Source organism: Alcaligenes endophyticus (genome assembly GCF_026344035.1).
In the GTDB taxonomy this organism is placed as follows: domain Bacteria; phylum Pseudomonadota; class Gammaproteobacteria; order Burkholderiales; family Burkholderiaceae_B; genus Alcaligenes; species Alcaligenes endophyticus.
Genome location: NZ_JAPKND010000001.1, coordinates 490,610 through 506,595, shown reverse-complemented (window position 1 = coordinate 506,595; position 15,986 = coordinate 490,610). Strand labels below are relative to the sequence as shown.

General features: G+C 51.3%; 11 protein-coding genes. 6 read left to right on the top strand and 5 right to left on the bottom strand.

What is annotated here, in order from left to right; all coding sequences use genetic code 11:
* Positions 1-5 precede the first annotated feature (5 nt).
* From OSH01_RS02260 to OSH01_RS02245, 4 genes are read left to right on the top strand one after another with little or no spacing between them, the layout of a single operon-like run.
* Positions 6-1,262: an efflux RND transporter periplasmic adaptor subunit gene (locus OSH01_RS02260; protein ID WP_266122417.1), complete on the top strand. Its 1,257-nt coding sequence runs from the start codon at positions 6-8 to the stop codon at positions 1,260-1,262.
* A gap of 2 nt (positions 1,263-1,264) precedes the next feature.
* Complete coding sequence (locus tag OSH01_RS02255) at positions 1,265-4,360, top strand: multidrug efflux RND transporter permease subunit (RefSeq protein ID WP_266122416.1); 3,096 nt, start codon at positions 1,265-1,267, stop codon at positions 4,358-4,360.
* A complete protein-coding gene (locus OSH01_RS02250; RefSeq protein WP_266122415.1) occupies positions 4,357-7,461 on the top strand; it encodes an efflux RND transporter permease subunit in 3,105 nt (1,034 codons plus the stop codon). Before OSH01_RS02255 ends, OSH01_RS02250 begins: the two co-directional genes overlap by 4 nt.
* 5 nt (positions 7,462-7,466) lie before the next feature.
* Positions 7,467-8,909, top strand: coding sequence for an efflux transporter outer membrane subunit (locus OSH01_RS02245; protein ID WP_266122414.1), 1,443 nt, complete (start codon positions 7,467-7,469; stop codon positions 8,907-8,909).
* 16 nt (positions 8,910-8,925) lie between these two features.
* On the opposite strand, the gene OSH01_RS02240 is transcribed toward OSH01_RS02245, so the two are convergent.
* The 3 genes from OSH01_RS02240 to OSH01_RS02230 are packed head-to-tail and all read right to left on the bottom strand — an operon-like array spanning position 8,926 to position 11,499.
* Positions 8,926-9,660 (bottom strand): spermine/spermidine synthase domain-containing protein, encoded by a 735-nt coding sequence (locus OSH01_RS02240; RefSeq protein WP_266122413.1) that lies wholly within the window; start codon positions 9,658-9,660, stop codon positions 8,926-8,928.
* Positions 9,657-10,640: a Nudix family hydrolase gene (locus tag OSH01_RS02235; protein ID WP_266122412.1), complete on the bottom strand. Its 984-nt coding sequence runs from the start codon at positions 10,638-10,640 to the stop codon at positions 9,657-9,659. The genes OSH01_RS02240 and OSH01_RS02235 overlap by 4 nt, the downstream gene beginning before the upstream one ends.
* The gene (locus OSH01_RS02230) at positions 10,633-11,499 is read right to left on the bottom strand and encodes an ATP-binding protein (RefSeq protein WP_266122411.1); all 867 of its coding nucleotides are present in this window, start codon (positions 11,497-11,499) and stop codon (positions 10,633-10,635) included. Before OSH01_RS02230 ends, OSH01_RS02235 begins: the two co-directional genes overlap by 8 nt.
* Positions 11,500-11,682: 183 nt before the next feature.
* On the opposite strand from OSH01_RS02230, the gene ispB reads away from it, so the two are divergent.
* Positions 11,683-12,648, top strand: a complete 966-nt coding sequence (gene ispB / locus OSH01_RS02225) for an octaprenyl diphosphate synthase (RefSeq protein ID WP_266122410.1) — start codon at positions 11,683-11,685, stop codon at positions 12,646-12,648.
* Between the two features lie 197 nt (positions 12,649-12,845).
* Positions 12,846-14,084, top strand: coding sequence for a sodium/glutamate symporter (gene gltS / locus OSH01_RS02220; RefSeq protein ID WP_266122852.1), 1,239 nt, complete (start codon positions 12,846-12,848; stop codon positions 14,082-14,084).
* Between the two features lie 43 nt (positions 14,085-14,127).
* Here gltS and OSH01_RS02215 read toward each other — a convergent pair whose 3' ends face one another.
* Both OSH01_RS02215 and OSH01_RS02210 read right to left on the bottom strand, forming a co-directional pair.
* Complete coding sequence (locus OSH01_RS02215; protein ID WP_266122409.1) at positions 14,128-15,174, bottom strand: glycosyltransferase family 4 protein; 1,047 nt, start codon at positions 15,172-15,174, stop codon at positions 14,128-14,130.
* Complete coding sequence (locus OSH01_RS02210) at positions 15,171-15,935, bottom strand: UDP-2,3-diacylglucosamine diphosphatase (protein WP_266122408.1); 765 nt, start codon at positions 15,933-15,935, stop codon at positions 15,171-15,173. Before OSH01_RS02210 ends, OSH01_RS02215 begins: the two co-directional genes overlap by 4 nt.
* Between the last annotated feature and the right edge of the window lie 51 nt (positions 15,936-15,986).

Here is a 15,986-nt window from a genome sequence, read left to right as displayed (position 1 = left end):
TATGCATGTCTGAGCCCGGCGCTATAACAAAAAATCGCAACAAAAAGTGGCGTTGGTGGGTGGTCTTTCTGCTGTTGGCGGTGGGTGCTTACTATTGGTGGGCCGCAGACACGGATAACACTGCATCCGACACGCGAGCAATCGGTTGGAATGCTAAAGTGCCAGTGCGTACGGTGAGCGTGCGACAAGGCGATATAGAGCAAAGCTTGACGGCCATCGGTACGGTCATACCGCTTAACACAGTGGCTGTTCGTAATCAGGTTGATGGTGAGCTGGTTAGTGTGTTGTTCCGCGATGGCCAAGCGGTGAATGCGGGTGACGTATTGGCGTTAATTGACCCCCGTGCTTATCAGGTGCAGCGTGATCAAGCACAGGCACAGTTGCTACAAACACAGGCACAGCTCAAAGGCGCCCAAACGGAGCTGCAACGACACAAGGTATTGTTTCAGCAGAATTCGATTTCTCGTCAGGCTTTAGAAATCAAAGAAACAGCCGTGCAGCAGTTGAGCGCTCAGGTGAAAGCGAATCAGGCAGAGGTTGCCCGCACACAGCTACAGCTAGACCACACGCGTATTACTGCACCTATTAGTGGTCGCTTGGGTTTACGACGGCTAGATCAAGGTAATTTAATTTCTGCTGCCAGCACAGATGGTTTAGTCACGATTAGTCAGTTGTCGCCCATAGCGGTAGAGTTTTCCGTGCCACAAACCCAATTGGGTTTGTTAAGTCAGCGTTTACGCCATAGCGATAGTCCGATCTCGGTCACGTTAACGGATCAGTTGGGTAAGGATTTAGGCGCGGTGGGGCAGATTGTGGCGTTGGATAACCAGATTAACGTAGCAACGAGCTCTTTACGTATCAAAGCTGAATTTCCTAACCAAGATGAGGTTTTATTTCCTAATCAGTTTGTGAATGTGCGCGTTTTGTTAGGGGTTGAGCAGGGCTTGTTAATTCCTTCTTATGCGGTGCAACGGGGCGCGGTTGGTACTTTTGTATACGTGGTGAGTGATGACAATAAGGTGCGTGTACAGCCTGTCACGCTAGGTATTTCTAATAGCGACACCACGCAGCTTATCGATGGAGTGCAAGCTGGCGAGCGCATTGTGGTTGATGGCGTAGATAGGTTGCGCGAAGGATCTACCGTGGAACTTGTGGAGCACGATGGGCAAGCGCAGGAGCCTTCTGCTGCCAGTGAAGCCACTACAGGTGAGCGCAAACCTAGATCCCCAGGAGCTGCACGCAGTCCGAGAGCGGGGCCGTAAGCGTGAATATTTCTCGGATTTTTATTTTACGCCCTGTGGCTACCACCTTAGCTATGTTGGCGTTGCTAGTAACGGGGTTGTTGGGCTATCGCATGTTGCCCGTATCAGCCTTGCCGCAGGTGGACTACCCCACCATACAGGTAGTAACTCAGTACCCTGGTGCGAGCGCGGATGTCGTGGCGGCGCTCATTACCTCACCCTTAGAGCGTCGTTTTGGCAGTATGTCGGGCTTAAGCCAAATGAGCTCTTCAAGTTCGGGTGGTGCATCGCGTATAACCTTACAGTTTGAGTTAGGTTTATCGTTGGATGTGGCGGAGCAAGAGGTACAAGCTGCGATTAGTGCTGCGCAAAATATGTTGCCTAACGATTTGCCCGCACCGCCCATTTACAACAAAGTGAATCCGGCAGATACCCCGGTTTTAAGTTTGGCGATTAGCTCGCCGACCATGCCTTTGCACGAGGTGCGCGACCTGATCGACGTGCGTGTCGCGCAAAAACTTTCCCAGGTTACCGGGGTGGGTTTGGTGAGTATCGCGGGCGGCCAACGGCCTGCTGTACGTATCCAAGCGGATCCCACCGCTTTAGCGGCCAGCAATTTAACGTTGTCTCAAGTACGGCAAGCGGTGGTTGGTGCCAATGTGAATCAACCTAAAGGCAGTCTAGATGGGCCGCAGCGATCCACCAGCATTAGCGCTAACGAGCAGTTAAGCTCGGTAGAAGATTATGAAAAACTCATCATCGCTTATAAAGACGGGGCGGCCATACGCTTGGGGCAGGTGGCCACGGTATTGCGTGGAGCCGAAGATATACGGCAGGCGGCGTGGGTGGGAGGCCAACCAGCAATATTGTTGAATATTCAACGTCAGCCTGGTGCCAACGTTATCCGTGTTGTGGATAGCATCACTGAACGTCTTCCCGAGCTGCAGCGCGCTTTGCCTACAGGTGTTGAAATTAGCATTGCTAGCGACAGAACACACACCATACGCGATTCCGTGCGTCACGTGCAGCAAGAGATGCTGATGGCGGTGGGGTTGGTGGTGTTAGTCACCTTTGTGTTTTTGCGCACCTGGAGTGCTACGCTAATTCCCAGTATCGTCGTACCGATTTCCTTGATTGCCACGTTTGCTGTCATGCATATGTTGGGGTTCAGTATTAATAACCTCACTTTAATGGCGCTGACTATCGCTACAGGTTTTGTGGTGGACGATGCGATTGTCATGATGGAAAATATTTCGCGCTACATAGAGAAAGGCGAGAAACCTTTGCAGGCGGCCTTAAAAGGGGCTGCACAGATAGGCTTCACTTTGCTGTCGTTGACGATTTCTCTGGTGGCGGTACTGATTCCTTTGCTGTTCATGAGCGATGTCATAGGACGCTTATTCCGCGAGTTTGCCTTGACCTTAGCCGCGGCGATATTGCTGTCTTTGTTTATCTCTCTCACCTTAACGCCCATGATGTGCGCACGGATGCTGAAAAGTGCAGAGCAAGAGCGTCCAGGACGTCTGGCCCTGTGGTGTGGCGCGCAGTTAGATGCCTTGATTCATCAATATGATCGCGCGTTAAAGTGGGTGTTACGCCATCAAACGCTGACTTTACTGGGTGCCGTAGGAACGTTTGTGTTCACGGCCTTGCTTTACATCATGGTGCCGAAGGGCTTTTTCCCGCAACAAGATAGCGGCATGATTCAGGTTATTACTCAGGGGCCACAAACCGCTTCTTTTAGCGCCATGAGTCGCTTGCAGCAAGAGGCGGCCGAGGTGATTGTGGATGACCCGGATGTAGCGGCGGTCACGGCATTTATCGGGGTAGACGGCACCAATACCACGTTAAACACGGGGCGTTTGCAGATCGCTCTGCACGAGCAAGGTAGTGGCCGGGCTTCAGCTGGCAAGGTGATTGAGCGTTTACAAGAAAAATTAGAAAAACTGCCAGGCTTGCGTAGCTATATGCAGCCAGTGCAGGAACTGACGGTGGACGATCAGGTCAGTTTGTATACCTATCAAATGGCCTTGTCGGACCCTGATTTGGCTGTGTTGCAAGATTGGGTCCCCAAGTGGCTTACTATTTTGCGTGATTTGCCTGAAATTGCAGCCGCTGGTAGTGATATGCAAACTCAAGGTTTGCAGGTCATGCTCGATATAGATAGGGATGCCGCCGCACGTTTGGGTGTGACAAAAGCCCAAATAGATGATGCTTTGTATGACGCTTTTGGTCAGCGTTTAATTTCGACTATTTATACGCAATCAGCCCAGTATCGCGTGGTATTAGAGGTTGACGAGCGTTTTAGGCAGCAGCCCAAAAATTTGGGTGATATTTATGTGGCGTCTAGCTCGGGCGGCGTTATTCCGTTAACCACTTTAGCGCGGGTAGATATTTTACCTGCCACCTTGTCCATAGAACGCTTAGGGCAGTTTCCTGCGGTGAATGTGTCTTTCGATGTGGCTCAGGGCTATTCGTTGTCCGATGCCGTCGAAGCGATTGCCCAGGCACAGGTAGAGCATGATTTCCCACCGTCTATCGATATGCGTTACTTGGGGGCTGCCAAAGCGTTTACCGCCTCCTTAAGTAATACCTTGTGGTTGATGTTGGCGGCGGTCATGACCATGTATATCGTGCTGGGTATTTTGTACGAAAGTTACATCCATCCCATTACGATTTTATCGACCTTGCCTTCGGCCACTATAGGCGCTCTGTTGGCCTTGATATTGGTGGGACGCGATCTCGACATGGTGGGCATCATAGGGATTATCTTATTGATTGGTATTGTGAAAAAAAATGCCATCATGATGATAGATTTTGCACTCGAGGCTCAGCGTACCTTGGGAGTGTCCGCACAGCAGGCCATACACGAGGCGGCATTGTTACGTTTTCGTCCGATTCTTATGACGACCTTAGCGGCTTTGTTTAGCGCTATCCCTTTAATGTTTGCCAGTGGTTCAGGAGCAGAGCTACGGCAGCCCCTGGGGCTCGTCATGGTGGGCGGTCTGGTGTGTAGTCAGGTGCTCACTCTTTTCACCACACCCGTCATTTATCTTTGGTTTGATCGTTATAACCGGCGCAGTACGAGTGCAGGGCAGGTGCAGCAGGAGTCTCTATGAGGCGTTTGCTTAGCTTGTTTGTTTTTCGTCCTGTAGGCTCAAGCTTGCTATGTCTGGCCATGGTGTTAAGTGGCGTGTTGGCCCTGCGTTTGTTGCCGGTTGCCCCCTTGCCCGAAATGGAATTTCCGGTTATTGCTGTCACGGCTAGTTTGCCGGGGGCCAGTCCGGAAACTATGGCCTCTAGCGTAGCGACCCCGCTAGAACAGTCGTTGGGATCTATAGCGGGTATTTCTGAAATGAGCTCGCGTAGCAGCGAGGGCTCGACGCAGATTATTCTGATATTTGATCTTGACAGAGATATCGAGGCGGCTGCTCGGGATGTGCAAGCGGCAATTAACCAAGCACGTCCTATGCTGCCTTCGGGGATGTCAGATGTGCCCACCTACGAGAAGGCGAACCCGTCGTCCGTACCTATTATGGTGCTCGCGCTTACTTCGCCTACCTTAACCCAGGCGCAGCTCTATGATATGGCTAGCGCGATTGTGCAGCAAAAGCTATCGCAAATCAGTGGGGTAGGGTCGGTGGATGTAGGGGGCGGCTCGTTGCCGGCGGTGCGGGTAAGCGTTAATCCTAAGGCTTTATCGGCTGCTGGTATAGCCTTAGATGATATTCGCACGGTTATCAATGGTGCTAACAGTTTGCGCCCCAATGGCTATCTTGAAGACCAAGAGCAACAGTGGCAACTGAACTCGGGACGCCAGTTGAGTCGAGCACAGCAGTTCGAGCCGTTGGTGCTACGCGCGCAAAATGGCGATATTGTCCGCTTGCAAGATGTCGCTCGGATTGAAGATTCAGTCGAAAATTTGCACAGTTTAGGTTTTTTGAATCAAGAGCCTGCCGTGTTGTTGATCGTGCGACGGGAGGCACAGGGCAATATTATTGACACCGTCAATACTATTCACGAGCAATTGGAGTCCATCGAGGCGATGCTGCCGGGCGATGCCCGCCTATCCGTGGCACAAGATCGTACGCCTAGTATTCGTGCCGCCTTACTTGAGGCGCAGAACACCTTGCTGATTGCCGTTTTATTGGTTGTCTTGGTGGTGTTGTTATTCCTGCGTGATTGGCGCGCAGCGCTTATCCCCGCGATTGCTGTGCCAGCTTCGTTGATGAGCACCTTTGCCTTCATGTACTTTTTTGGCTTTACCTTAAATACCATTTCTTTAATGGCCCTGATTGTTGCCACGGGTTTTGTAGTGGACGATGCCATTGTGGTCTTAGAGAGTATTATGCGCTACCGCGAACGCGGCCTAAGCCCCAAGAGATCGGCTTTACGAGGTGTGCGTGATGTGGGGTTTACGGTGACGGCGATGAGCTTGTCGTTGGTCGCTGTTTTTATTCCTTTATGGCTAGTGGGCGGGCTAGTCGGGCGGCTGTTTATGGAATTTGCTGTCACTTTGTGTACCGCTGTATTGGTGTCGCTGGTGATTTCCTTGGTGTTGACTCCAATGATGTCGGCGTTATTATTGCGCGACCCTAAAGATCAGCAGCGCCGCGTTTCATACGTGGAGCGAGGCATTATGCTAGTAGGGGGTTGGAGCGCGACGGCGTATCGGGTCACCCTTGAGTGGGCCCTACGTCACCATCGCATCACGCTATTGTCTTTAGTGGCCACCATCGGGCTGAATTTTTACTTGTATGCCGTGGTTCCCAAAGGCTTATTTCCTCAGCAAGACACCGGTCAATTGATGGGTTTTTTTCGTGTTGATCGCGGTATGTCGTTCGAGGCAATGACGCCTAAGCTAGAGCATTTTCGCTCGATTATTACCCAAGATCCGGATGTGAAGTCTTTAGCTGTCTTTGCCGGTGGGCGTGGAGGCAGTACCTCTTCTTTTATGTTGGTGGAACTGACCCCTTTAGGTCAGCGCGAGGCCTCAGTTACGGATGTGGTTAATCGTTTACGGGATAAGTTTAATGATACACCCGGCGCGCGATTGTTCCTGGTGCCCCAAGGGGATATTCCCACAGGGGGGGGAGGTGGTGGGCGTGAGGGTTCCTATGACTACATGCTGTTGGGTAGCGACATAGAGTTATTACGCCATTGGGCTCCTAAGGTGCGCCTTGCTATGTCTGAGTTGCCTGAACTCGTGGATGTGGATGATAGTCGAGAGGATCGCAGTGGACGCGTAGAGCTTGAAATTGATCGAGATAGAGCGACTCGTTTAGGGGTGGACATGGCCTTGGTGGCTTCAACTTTAAATAATTCGTTTAGCCAGCGTCAGGTCTCCCTCATCTACGGTCGGCTCAACCAGTACAACGTGGTCATGGGTGTCGAGCCGGAGTTTTCCCAAGATGTTCAGGCTTTAATGGAACTCGAGGTGATTACCCGTGATGGTAACCGCGTGCCATTAGCGGCATTCACTAGTTTTAAAACTGGAGTCTCGCCGCTTAGTGTGAACCACCAAGGTTTGATGGTGGCCGATTCGGTATCATTTGGGCTGGCGGATGGCGTTACCTTGGCACAGGCTGAGGCGGCAATTGAACAAGCTGTCGCTCGTATTCAACTGCCCACCCGAGAGATTCAAGCCGGTTTTGAGGGCAACACGCGCACGATGAGTGATGCGGTGGCTAAGCAGCCACTTATGTTTTTGGGTGCGTTAGTGGCCTTGTATATTGTGTTGGGGATGTTGTATGAAAGCTATATGCATCCCTTAACTATTTTATCGACTTTGCCGTCCGCCGGTGTCGGAGCCTTGCTGGCCTTGATGTTAACAGGCGGAGACTTTAACTTTATTGCCATGTTGGGCATTTTCTTACTCATTGGAATTGTTAAGAAAAATGCCATCATGATGGTGGATTATGCTCTGCAGCTTCAACGGCGCGACGGGCTAGATTCACAGGCCGCTATTTATCAAGCCTGCTTAGTACGCTTTCGCCCCATTATGATGACAACCTTATCGGCGATATGTGGCGCATTACCCTTGATTTTTGCTTCTGGGGCTGGGGTGGAAATGCGTCAACCGTTAGGGGTTACGATTGTGGGTGGATTGGTGTTAAGTCAATTATTGACACTCTATACCACGCCTGTCGTCTATCTTTATCTAGACCGTTTGCGCTTGCGCTTTGGCCGCAAATTTTTTGCTACTTCTTTGTCACAGTGATGAACATGCCCTTGTTACCTGCTTTCGCTTTGCGCGGCGCGGCCGTATCTGCTTTAGTGCTTTTGTCTGCTTGTGCGGTAGGGCCAGACTATGTGCGTCCACAAGTGGATGTAGGTAGCCATTTTTTGCAAACGCCTACGCAAAGCTCAGCGTTTGGCACATGGCAGCAAGTACAGGCCCAAGGGGCCGTTCAGGTGCCAGATACCCACTGGTGGCGGATATTCCAAGACGCTGAGCTGGATCGTTTGATGCGGGCCTTGAATGACTCTAACCCTAGCTTAGAACAAGCGCAGGCACGTTATCAGCAGGCGCAAGCTAATTTACGGCAAACGCGTTCCACACTTTTTCCTCAGCTAGATCTGGCCTCTAATACCAGCCGAGCCGGGGAGCAAAGTAGGGTCGGTAATAGCTATGGCCTGAATGCCAATGTTTCGTGGGAGTTAGATGTGTGGGGGCGGATACGACGGCAAACGGAGTCGGGTGCTGCCGCTGCTCAGGCCAGCCAAGCAGATTTGGCCGCCATACAATTGAGCTTGCAGGCTAATTTAGCGCAAACCTATTTGAGATACCGCGCCCACGAGGCCACCGAACGTTTGCTCGAGCAAACTGTGCAGGCTTACCAGCGCAGCCTGGAAATTAACGAAAGTCGTGTCGCAGCCGGCTACTCGCCGTTAAGTGACGCTGCATCAGCATTGAGCCAACTTGAAAATGCTCGTACAAGCTTATTGGCCCATGCTCGTCAAAAGGCGCTGCTTTTTCATAGTATGGCGGTGCTGACTGGGCAAGTGCCAGCTGATTTTGTCTTGCAAGCCGGGGCAAGCTGGCCGGAGCAGCCTAGCATCCCCGTGTCCTTACCATCAGTTTTATTAACTCAACGTCCTGATGTCGCTGTCGCTGAGCGAAAAATGGCTCAGGCTAACGCAGAAATAGGGGTAACCCAAGCGGCCTGGCTGCCCAGTTTTAGCTTCTCCGCCACGGGCGGCTATCGTGCAGCGCACCTAAGCGACTGGCTAACTGCACCGTCCCAGTTTTGGTCTTTAGGGCCGGCCCTAGCACTAACGCTATTTGATGCTGGTGGACGAGCCGCACGGGTAGATGCGGCCAAAGCGGGGTATGCGCAGCAGGTAGCGGCATATCGTGAAGTGGTGCTGACGGCGATACGCGAGGTCGAGGATGCCCTAGCCGAACTCTATGGTTATGAGCAGGAGCAGCTTAGTAATGCACGTTCTTTGAAAGCAGCGCGCGAGTCTTTGGTGTTGATGAGAAATCAGTTCGAAGCAGGTCAGGTCGATTACTTAAGTCTGGCGCAAGTGGAGACGAATCAGTTGTCAGTAGAACGTACCGCTCTAGACTTAGCTTCTGAGCGTATGCAGGCAGCGGTACGCTTATTGGTCGCTTTGGGGGGAGGCTGGCAAGAAAGCCTGCTTGAGCAGGATCCTGCCAGCTAAAACTTGTCCAAGGGGGTTAATCGCTTTGCATCCAGCTTAGCAAGCCATCTACCCATGAACGGGTTGCGAAACCCCAAGCTTGTTCTAATTGTGCTGCCCGTTCATACAACACGTCAAAATCTATGCTGGGGGCCTGTTTGAAAGCGATGACGACAATATTGCCGTCATGTGTTTCGGGTAGCCAGACAACGGCGTCAAAGTGCGCTTGTAGGGCCTGAATATTGCGTGCGTGAACAAACGAGCTACCTAGCACATTGACCGTTAATATGCCGTCCTCGGATAAAGCATGTGAGCAGGCCTGGTAAAACGCTGAAGACTCTTCAGCAGGGTGGTCAGCTTGATCTGAGTACAGATCCACCTGCAACACATCCAGCGATTTTCCCTCTTGAGCGAGTGTGGTTAGCCACGTGTGGGCATCGGTCTGCAGTACGTGTAGACGACCGTCATTGGGTGGTAGCTCGAACAGGAGATGACAGGCACGTATCACTTCGGGGTTTAGCTCAATGGCGCTGATTTGAGCCTGAGGGTAATGCTGGTAGCAGAACTTAGTGAGACTGGCCGCACCAAGCCCTAATTGGGCAATGTGACGCACATCTTGGCGAAATAAACTCCAAAGCATCATCTGCTGTATATATTCTAGCTCCAGTTGCCACGGGGTCTCGAGGCGCATGGCACCTTGTACCCAAGGAGAGCCTAAGTGCAGGTAACGTACGCCTTCATGTTCCGAAATAGTCGCCTGAGGTAAGGTCATGCTTGGCCCACTAGGTGACGAATGCCCGCAATGCCATGGGCACCATGCGCTTGAGCAGTGGCTAAGGTCGAGGCAGACTGCCCCCCTATTGCGTATACCGGACAGGCTGCATGCTGTTGCTGCTGTTCAAATTGTTGCCATCCCATGCCGGCCAAGTTGGGGTGCGAGGGGGTATCCAGCACGTGCCCGAGCACAATAAAGTCCGTGTTGAGTGCGCGGGCTACTTGTATGTCTGCCTCGTTATGGGTGGACATAGCCAGTAAGCCCTGCCGTTGGCTTACGTCATGACTAAAACGACTCTGCCAAGCGCTCGCATCGTTGCTACGCAGATGCAGTCCATCGGCTTGTGGCCACCAGGCCTCTGGGTGCACGCTATTGATCAGGCACAGAGCTTGATAGCGATGGCAAAGGCTCAGGACTTGTTGGAAGGCGGCATGGATCGCCTGGTTTTGTCCGGTCTGTGCGGCCCAAGCAGGCTCGCGAAATTGCACCATACGCAGCCCCGACTGTAGTGCTTGCTCCAGCTTTTGTAAGTAGAGGGGGAGCTGCTCAGCCTCACCGATGGAGGTGAGCAGATACTGCTCGGGTAATTGCAGCCAGCGTAATGGGGGTAAGGCCGCAGGCAATAGGGGGCCACTGGTAGAGGGGTTACGGGGGTCTACCCATTTAATTTCTTGGCCTTCTAGGCCACGCGGTTCACCTTGCCAATTATGAATACGATAAAAATGCAGCCGCACGGTGTTTTTAGGATATTCATGGGTGTATATCACCCAAGGTTCGGCGTGCGTGACGCTAATATCCAGCTCTTCTTTTAATTCTCTAGCCAGGGCTTGGAGCACGGTTTCGCCTGCCTCGATTTTGCCACCCGGTAGCTCCCACCAGCCTTCCCAAGGTTTCCCTGCGGGTCGGCTGCCCAGTAACACATGGCCATCGTGACGCAGAATAACGCCTACCGCGACCTCTAGGTGGGGTTTAGACATGGCGTGCAGTCCAGTCGCGGGCGAACTGGCGCGCTACCCGGCCTGAGCGTGAGCCGCGTTCAAGTGTCCACTGTAGCGCTTCGGTACGCGAGGATTCGATATGCTCAGCAGGGCAGCCCAACTCTTTGAGCCAGTAGTACACAATGTCTAGATAATCGTCTTGGCGGAAGGGGTAAAACGACAACCACAGGCCAAAGCGTTCGGATAAGGATATTTTTTCTTCTACCGCTTCACCTGGGTGAATCTCACCATTGGCCGACGTGCTACTAGACAGGTTTTCTTGCATGTACTCAGGCATTAGATGACGGCGATTAGAGGTGGCATAAATTAGTACGTTGTCCCCGGGAGAAGCTATCGAGCCGTCTAGCGCAGATTTTAAGGCTTTGTAGCCGGCCTCGCCTTCTTCAAACGACAGATCATCACTAAAAATGATGAATCGTTCAGAACGTGTTTTGGTGAGATCAATAATTTCGCCCAAGTCTCCGAGGTCATCTTTGTCGACCTCAATAAGGCGTAAGCCTTGATCGGCATATTGCGTCAGCATGGCTCTGACTAAAGAGCTTTTCCCTGTGCCTCGTGCGCCAGTCATCAAAACATTATTCGCAGGCTTGCCCTCTAGAAAAAAGCGGGTGTTGCGATCTAATATGGATTTTTGGCGGTCGATGTGTTGCAAGTCTGCACTAGCTATGCTGGCCACATTGTGAACACTTTCCAGCCAGCCGCGTGCACCAGTCTTGCGCCAACGAAACGCATGAGCATCCCAGTTAATGGCTGGAGGGGCGGCAGGCAACCATGCCTCGAGTTGGGCTAGCACGCGTTCGGCACGTTGAATTAGGTTGCTTAGGTCTGGGGTATTCAAATGAGTCTCCGTGTAATCAAGCGATAAAAACGTTATTATCGCCAATTTAGGTCTGAAGCAGAGCGATTAACGCAGAGTGGATGTGCAGATTGGGGCCCAGTAAGCTGTGCAAACTCGTATAATTCAGGCTTGTGCATAGACCGAACTATTTTTGGTCAGGCAATTCTTGTGTGGAAAATTGTTTTGAATCTCTCAGACCTGATTGAGCCCATAGCCGACGACATGCGAGCACTTGACGTCGTCATTCGTGAACGCCTGGATTCGGATGTAGTCTTAATACGAACTATAGGTGAGTACATAGTCAGCGGGGGAGGGAAGCGCATGCGGCCCGCTCTGTTGTTGTTAGTTGCTAAAGCCTTAGGGTATCAGGGCAGTACCCATCATCTATTGGCAGGGGTGGTGGAGTTTATCCATACCGCCACCTTGCTGCACGATGACGTGGTCGACGACTCAGATATGCGACGTGGGCGCCAAACCGCTAATGCGGTATTTGGTAATGCAGCCAGTGTTCTGGTTGGCGACTATCTTTATTCGCGTTCGTTCGAAATGATGGTTGAGTCCAACTCTATGCGCGCAATGGCTATTCTTTCTGGGGCCACCACAGTCATTGCTGAGGGCGAGGTGCTGCAACTGCTGAACGTGCATGATCCAGATGTCTCGCTAGAGCGTTACTTGCAAGTGGTTCGTTATAAAACCGCCAAACTTTTCGAGGCGGCGGCACAAGTCGGGGCCATTGTAGCGGGTGCGTCATCCGAGCAAGAGCAGGCTATGGCTGCTTATGGTCGTCATTTAGGTACGGCCTTCCAATTGATTGACGATGTACTCGATTACACCGGTGACGCTGACTCCTTAGGTAAGAACGTAGGTGATGACCTGCGGGAAGGTAAGCCTACCCTGCCATTGATTCGTGTCATGGAGGTCGGAACTCCTGAACAAGCACAATTGATCAAAAGTGCGATCGAAACAGGCGAGGGCGATTTTGATGCTGTTGCTGAGGCCATCAGGCAGACCGACGCACTGGCCTACACCCGTCAGGCCGCCGAGGCCGAGGCACAGTTAGCGTTGGAAGCGTTGGCAGGCATACCGGCAGGACCTTATCAGCAGTCTTTGTTACAGTTATGCCATTTTTCTGTGACGCGAGACCGTTAATTTGTTACGTACAGTGTGAGGCCGGGATATATGGGGTCAGATACTCCCCATAAAGGTAACGGTAAGGTTAGCGTCAGCTTAGGTGGGTAGTCTCGTCTTCTTTCGTTTTTTAGTAGGCGCTTGTTGACCTGTTGATGTAGCCTTGTTGTGCTAACAGAAAATTAAGAGCAGGCGTAGCTCGCTAGGAGAAGAGATTGGTGCTGATTGAATTAGATATGGCGCAAACATTTGGCGTTGCGGCCGTATTTTTGGTGCTGGGTGAGTACATTAAAAATCGCGTTAGCATACTGTCACGCTATTTTATCCCCAGCCCTATTATTGGTGGCTTAATTGTTTCTATCATTTCCCTGATAGGTTATTTAAACAATACGTTCACGCTTGAGTTTAATGGCGATATACGCGATTTTCTACTGATCATATTCTTTACCACGATAGGTTTTTCAGCGAGCTTCGAATTGCTGAAAAAGGGTGGTGTGGCTGTTGGTTTATTTCTAGGCTGTGCGGTTACCTTGGTCGTTTTACAGAACTTGCTGGGTGTCAGCTTGGCAACGTTATTAGGAGCTAACCCTTTAATTGGACTTGCAGCAGGCTCTATTTCCATGACTGGTGGGCATGGAACCTCTGGTGCGTTTGGTCCTATGCTGGAAGCTGCTGGCGCGGTAGGTGCGTTGCCAGCCGCAATGGCTGCTTCCACCTGGGGTTTAGTCATGGGTTGTATTATTGGCGGCCCTTTGGGTTTACGCTTAATGCGTCATTACAAAATCGTGTCGCCGCGGAAAGCCCGGCCTCATATGCATTTTGGCGCAAAGCACGCTCAAGACTCCTCAGATGCCAGTATCATCGATTCGACCGATGAGCCTAAGAAAGGTGAAAACAGTGCAGACATGGCCCTGTATTCAGTTGTGCTTCTGGCGGTCTGCGTCGGCATAGGCAGTGTGTTGGTGTCTTATTTAGCATCGCTAGGTACGGTTTTTCCCCCTTATTTAGGGGCCATGCTGGTGGCGGCCATAGTACGTAATATTATTGATGTAAAAAAATATGCTTTGCCCGCTCGTCAGTTTGAGATAATGGGTGAGGTATCCTTGGCCTTCTTCTTGGTCATGGCTTTGATGTCCATGAAGTTATGGGAGCTAGCCGACGTGGCTGGTCCATTATTGGTCATTTTGGTAGCCCAAACGGTGTTAATGTTTGCCTTCGCCTACTTGGTGACGTTCCGCATAATGGGCAAAGATTACGATGCGGTGGTGATTTCTGCCGGGCATTGTGGTTTTGGTATGGGTGCTACGCCTAATGCCATGGCTAATATGCAAGCCTTTACGGATAAAAACGGCCCCTCAGCCAAAGCTTTTTTTGTGATTCCATTAGTGGGTTCGCTTTTTATTGATTTTTTCAATACCGTTATCATCACCGGTTTTTTCGACTATTTACGTCCTTAAATCTTAGTGAGTAAAGCTTTAAAAGCCTTCAGAAGCTACCGCATTATGCGGTAGCTGGCGTGGCAGGCGAGCTTTCTATGGGGGCTAAATTGTCTAAAAAGCCTTGGCTAGTTTGGGACCATGAAAACTGCTTGGCGTAATCCGCGGGAATACTACGCGGTATCTTTAACGCTTTAATACAGGCGGTACGTAAGTCGTCGTCAATGTGCCCTGCGCCTGAATTGCCTAAGACATACTGCGTTGATACGGCAGGTAAGGCTGCTACAGGGCAGCCACAAGCCATAGCTTCAAGTAGCACTAGACCGAATGTATCCGTTTGGCTAGGAAAGACAAAAACACTGGCCATACGATAAAAATGGGCAAGTTCAGCATGCGTTTTTGCCCCTGCAAAATATACTTCGGGATAACGTTTTTCCAGTTTTTCCCTTAGTGGTCCATCACCTACCACCCACTTCTTTCCGGGTAAATCCAGTTTCAAAAAAGCCTCTATGTTTTTTTCTATGGCTAATCGCCCTGCGTATAAAAAGACAGCCGACTCGCCATCATGGGCAGGCGTACAGGTTTGGGTTTCAGAGTGCGGATGGAAAAGCTGCGTATTCACGCCCCGAGTCCATAAGACTAGCTTGCTGGCATCGAAGCTTTGCCTTAAGAGGTCGGAGCGAACTCCGGGCGAGGGAACTAGAGTGCGAGTGGCTGCTCCGTGAAAGCGCCTAAGCCAACAATAGCTCAGGGCTGTAGGCAAGCGTAGGCGAGCATGCAGGTATTCGGGAAAACGGGTGTGATAGGCAGTGGTAAAGTTTAGGCGATGACGGGTCGCATAGCGCCACGCTGCATAGCCTAATGGCCCTTCCGTTGCAATATGTAAGGCATCCGGTTTGAATTGGCGTATTGCCGCGGCAACTTGACGCCCCGCGCCAATAGCTAGCCGAATCTCCGCATAACCGGGGCACGGCATGGTGCGGAACAAGCCCGGATGAATGATCTTTACATCGTGCCCGAGCTGAAGTAGCTGTTGGCTAACTTGTTGCAAGGTAACCACGACACCATTGACCTGTGGTGCCCAAGCATCGGTGATAAGCATAATTTTCATAGGCGGGGGGAGATTAGACTCCAGTCAAGAATTTCCAATTGACCATCATGGTGTTCAACTAGGGCAGTCAGGCTTTCTACCCAGTCGCCATCGTTGCAGTAGAGTATGCCGTCCACTTCACGCATTTCAGCTTTGTGAATATGACCGCATACCACTCCGTCATATCCGCGGCGGCGAGCCTCGTTAATCAGTACTTGTTCGTAGGTATAAATGAATGCCACAGCGTCTTTGACCTTGTGCTTAAGGTATTGAGACAAGGACCAGTAACCCAACCCCATACGATTGCGGGCACGATTAAACCAGTGATTCAGCGCAAGAATAAAGGTATAGAGTTGGTCGCCAAGATAGGCTAACCACTTGGCGTATTGGATGACGCCATCAAATTGATCGCCATGTGTTATCCATAACCGTCGACCATCAACAGTGGTGTGTTCCGCCTCAAGACGAACTTCGATGCCACCGAAAAACTGTTGATCGAATTGCCGTGCAAACTCATCGTGGTTACCAGGTATATAAATAACCTTTGTGCCTTTCCTGACTTTACGCAGCAATTTTTGCACGACGTCATTATGTGCTTGAGGCCAAGCCCAACGTTTCTTCAGACGCCAGCCGTCGACGATATCGCCCACTAGATACAGGGTGTCCGCATCATTACGTTGTAGGAAATCGAGTAAGTGCTCAGCCTTGCAGCCGGCTGTGCCTAAATGTATGTCGGAAATCCAGATGGTTCTGTAGTGGGTGATAGGAGACGTGGTGGGCATAGAAGGGCGGCAACGAGTCTATCGAGTGGTAGCTTGTATTAAGCCATCTAG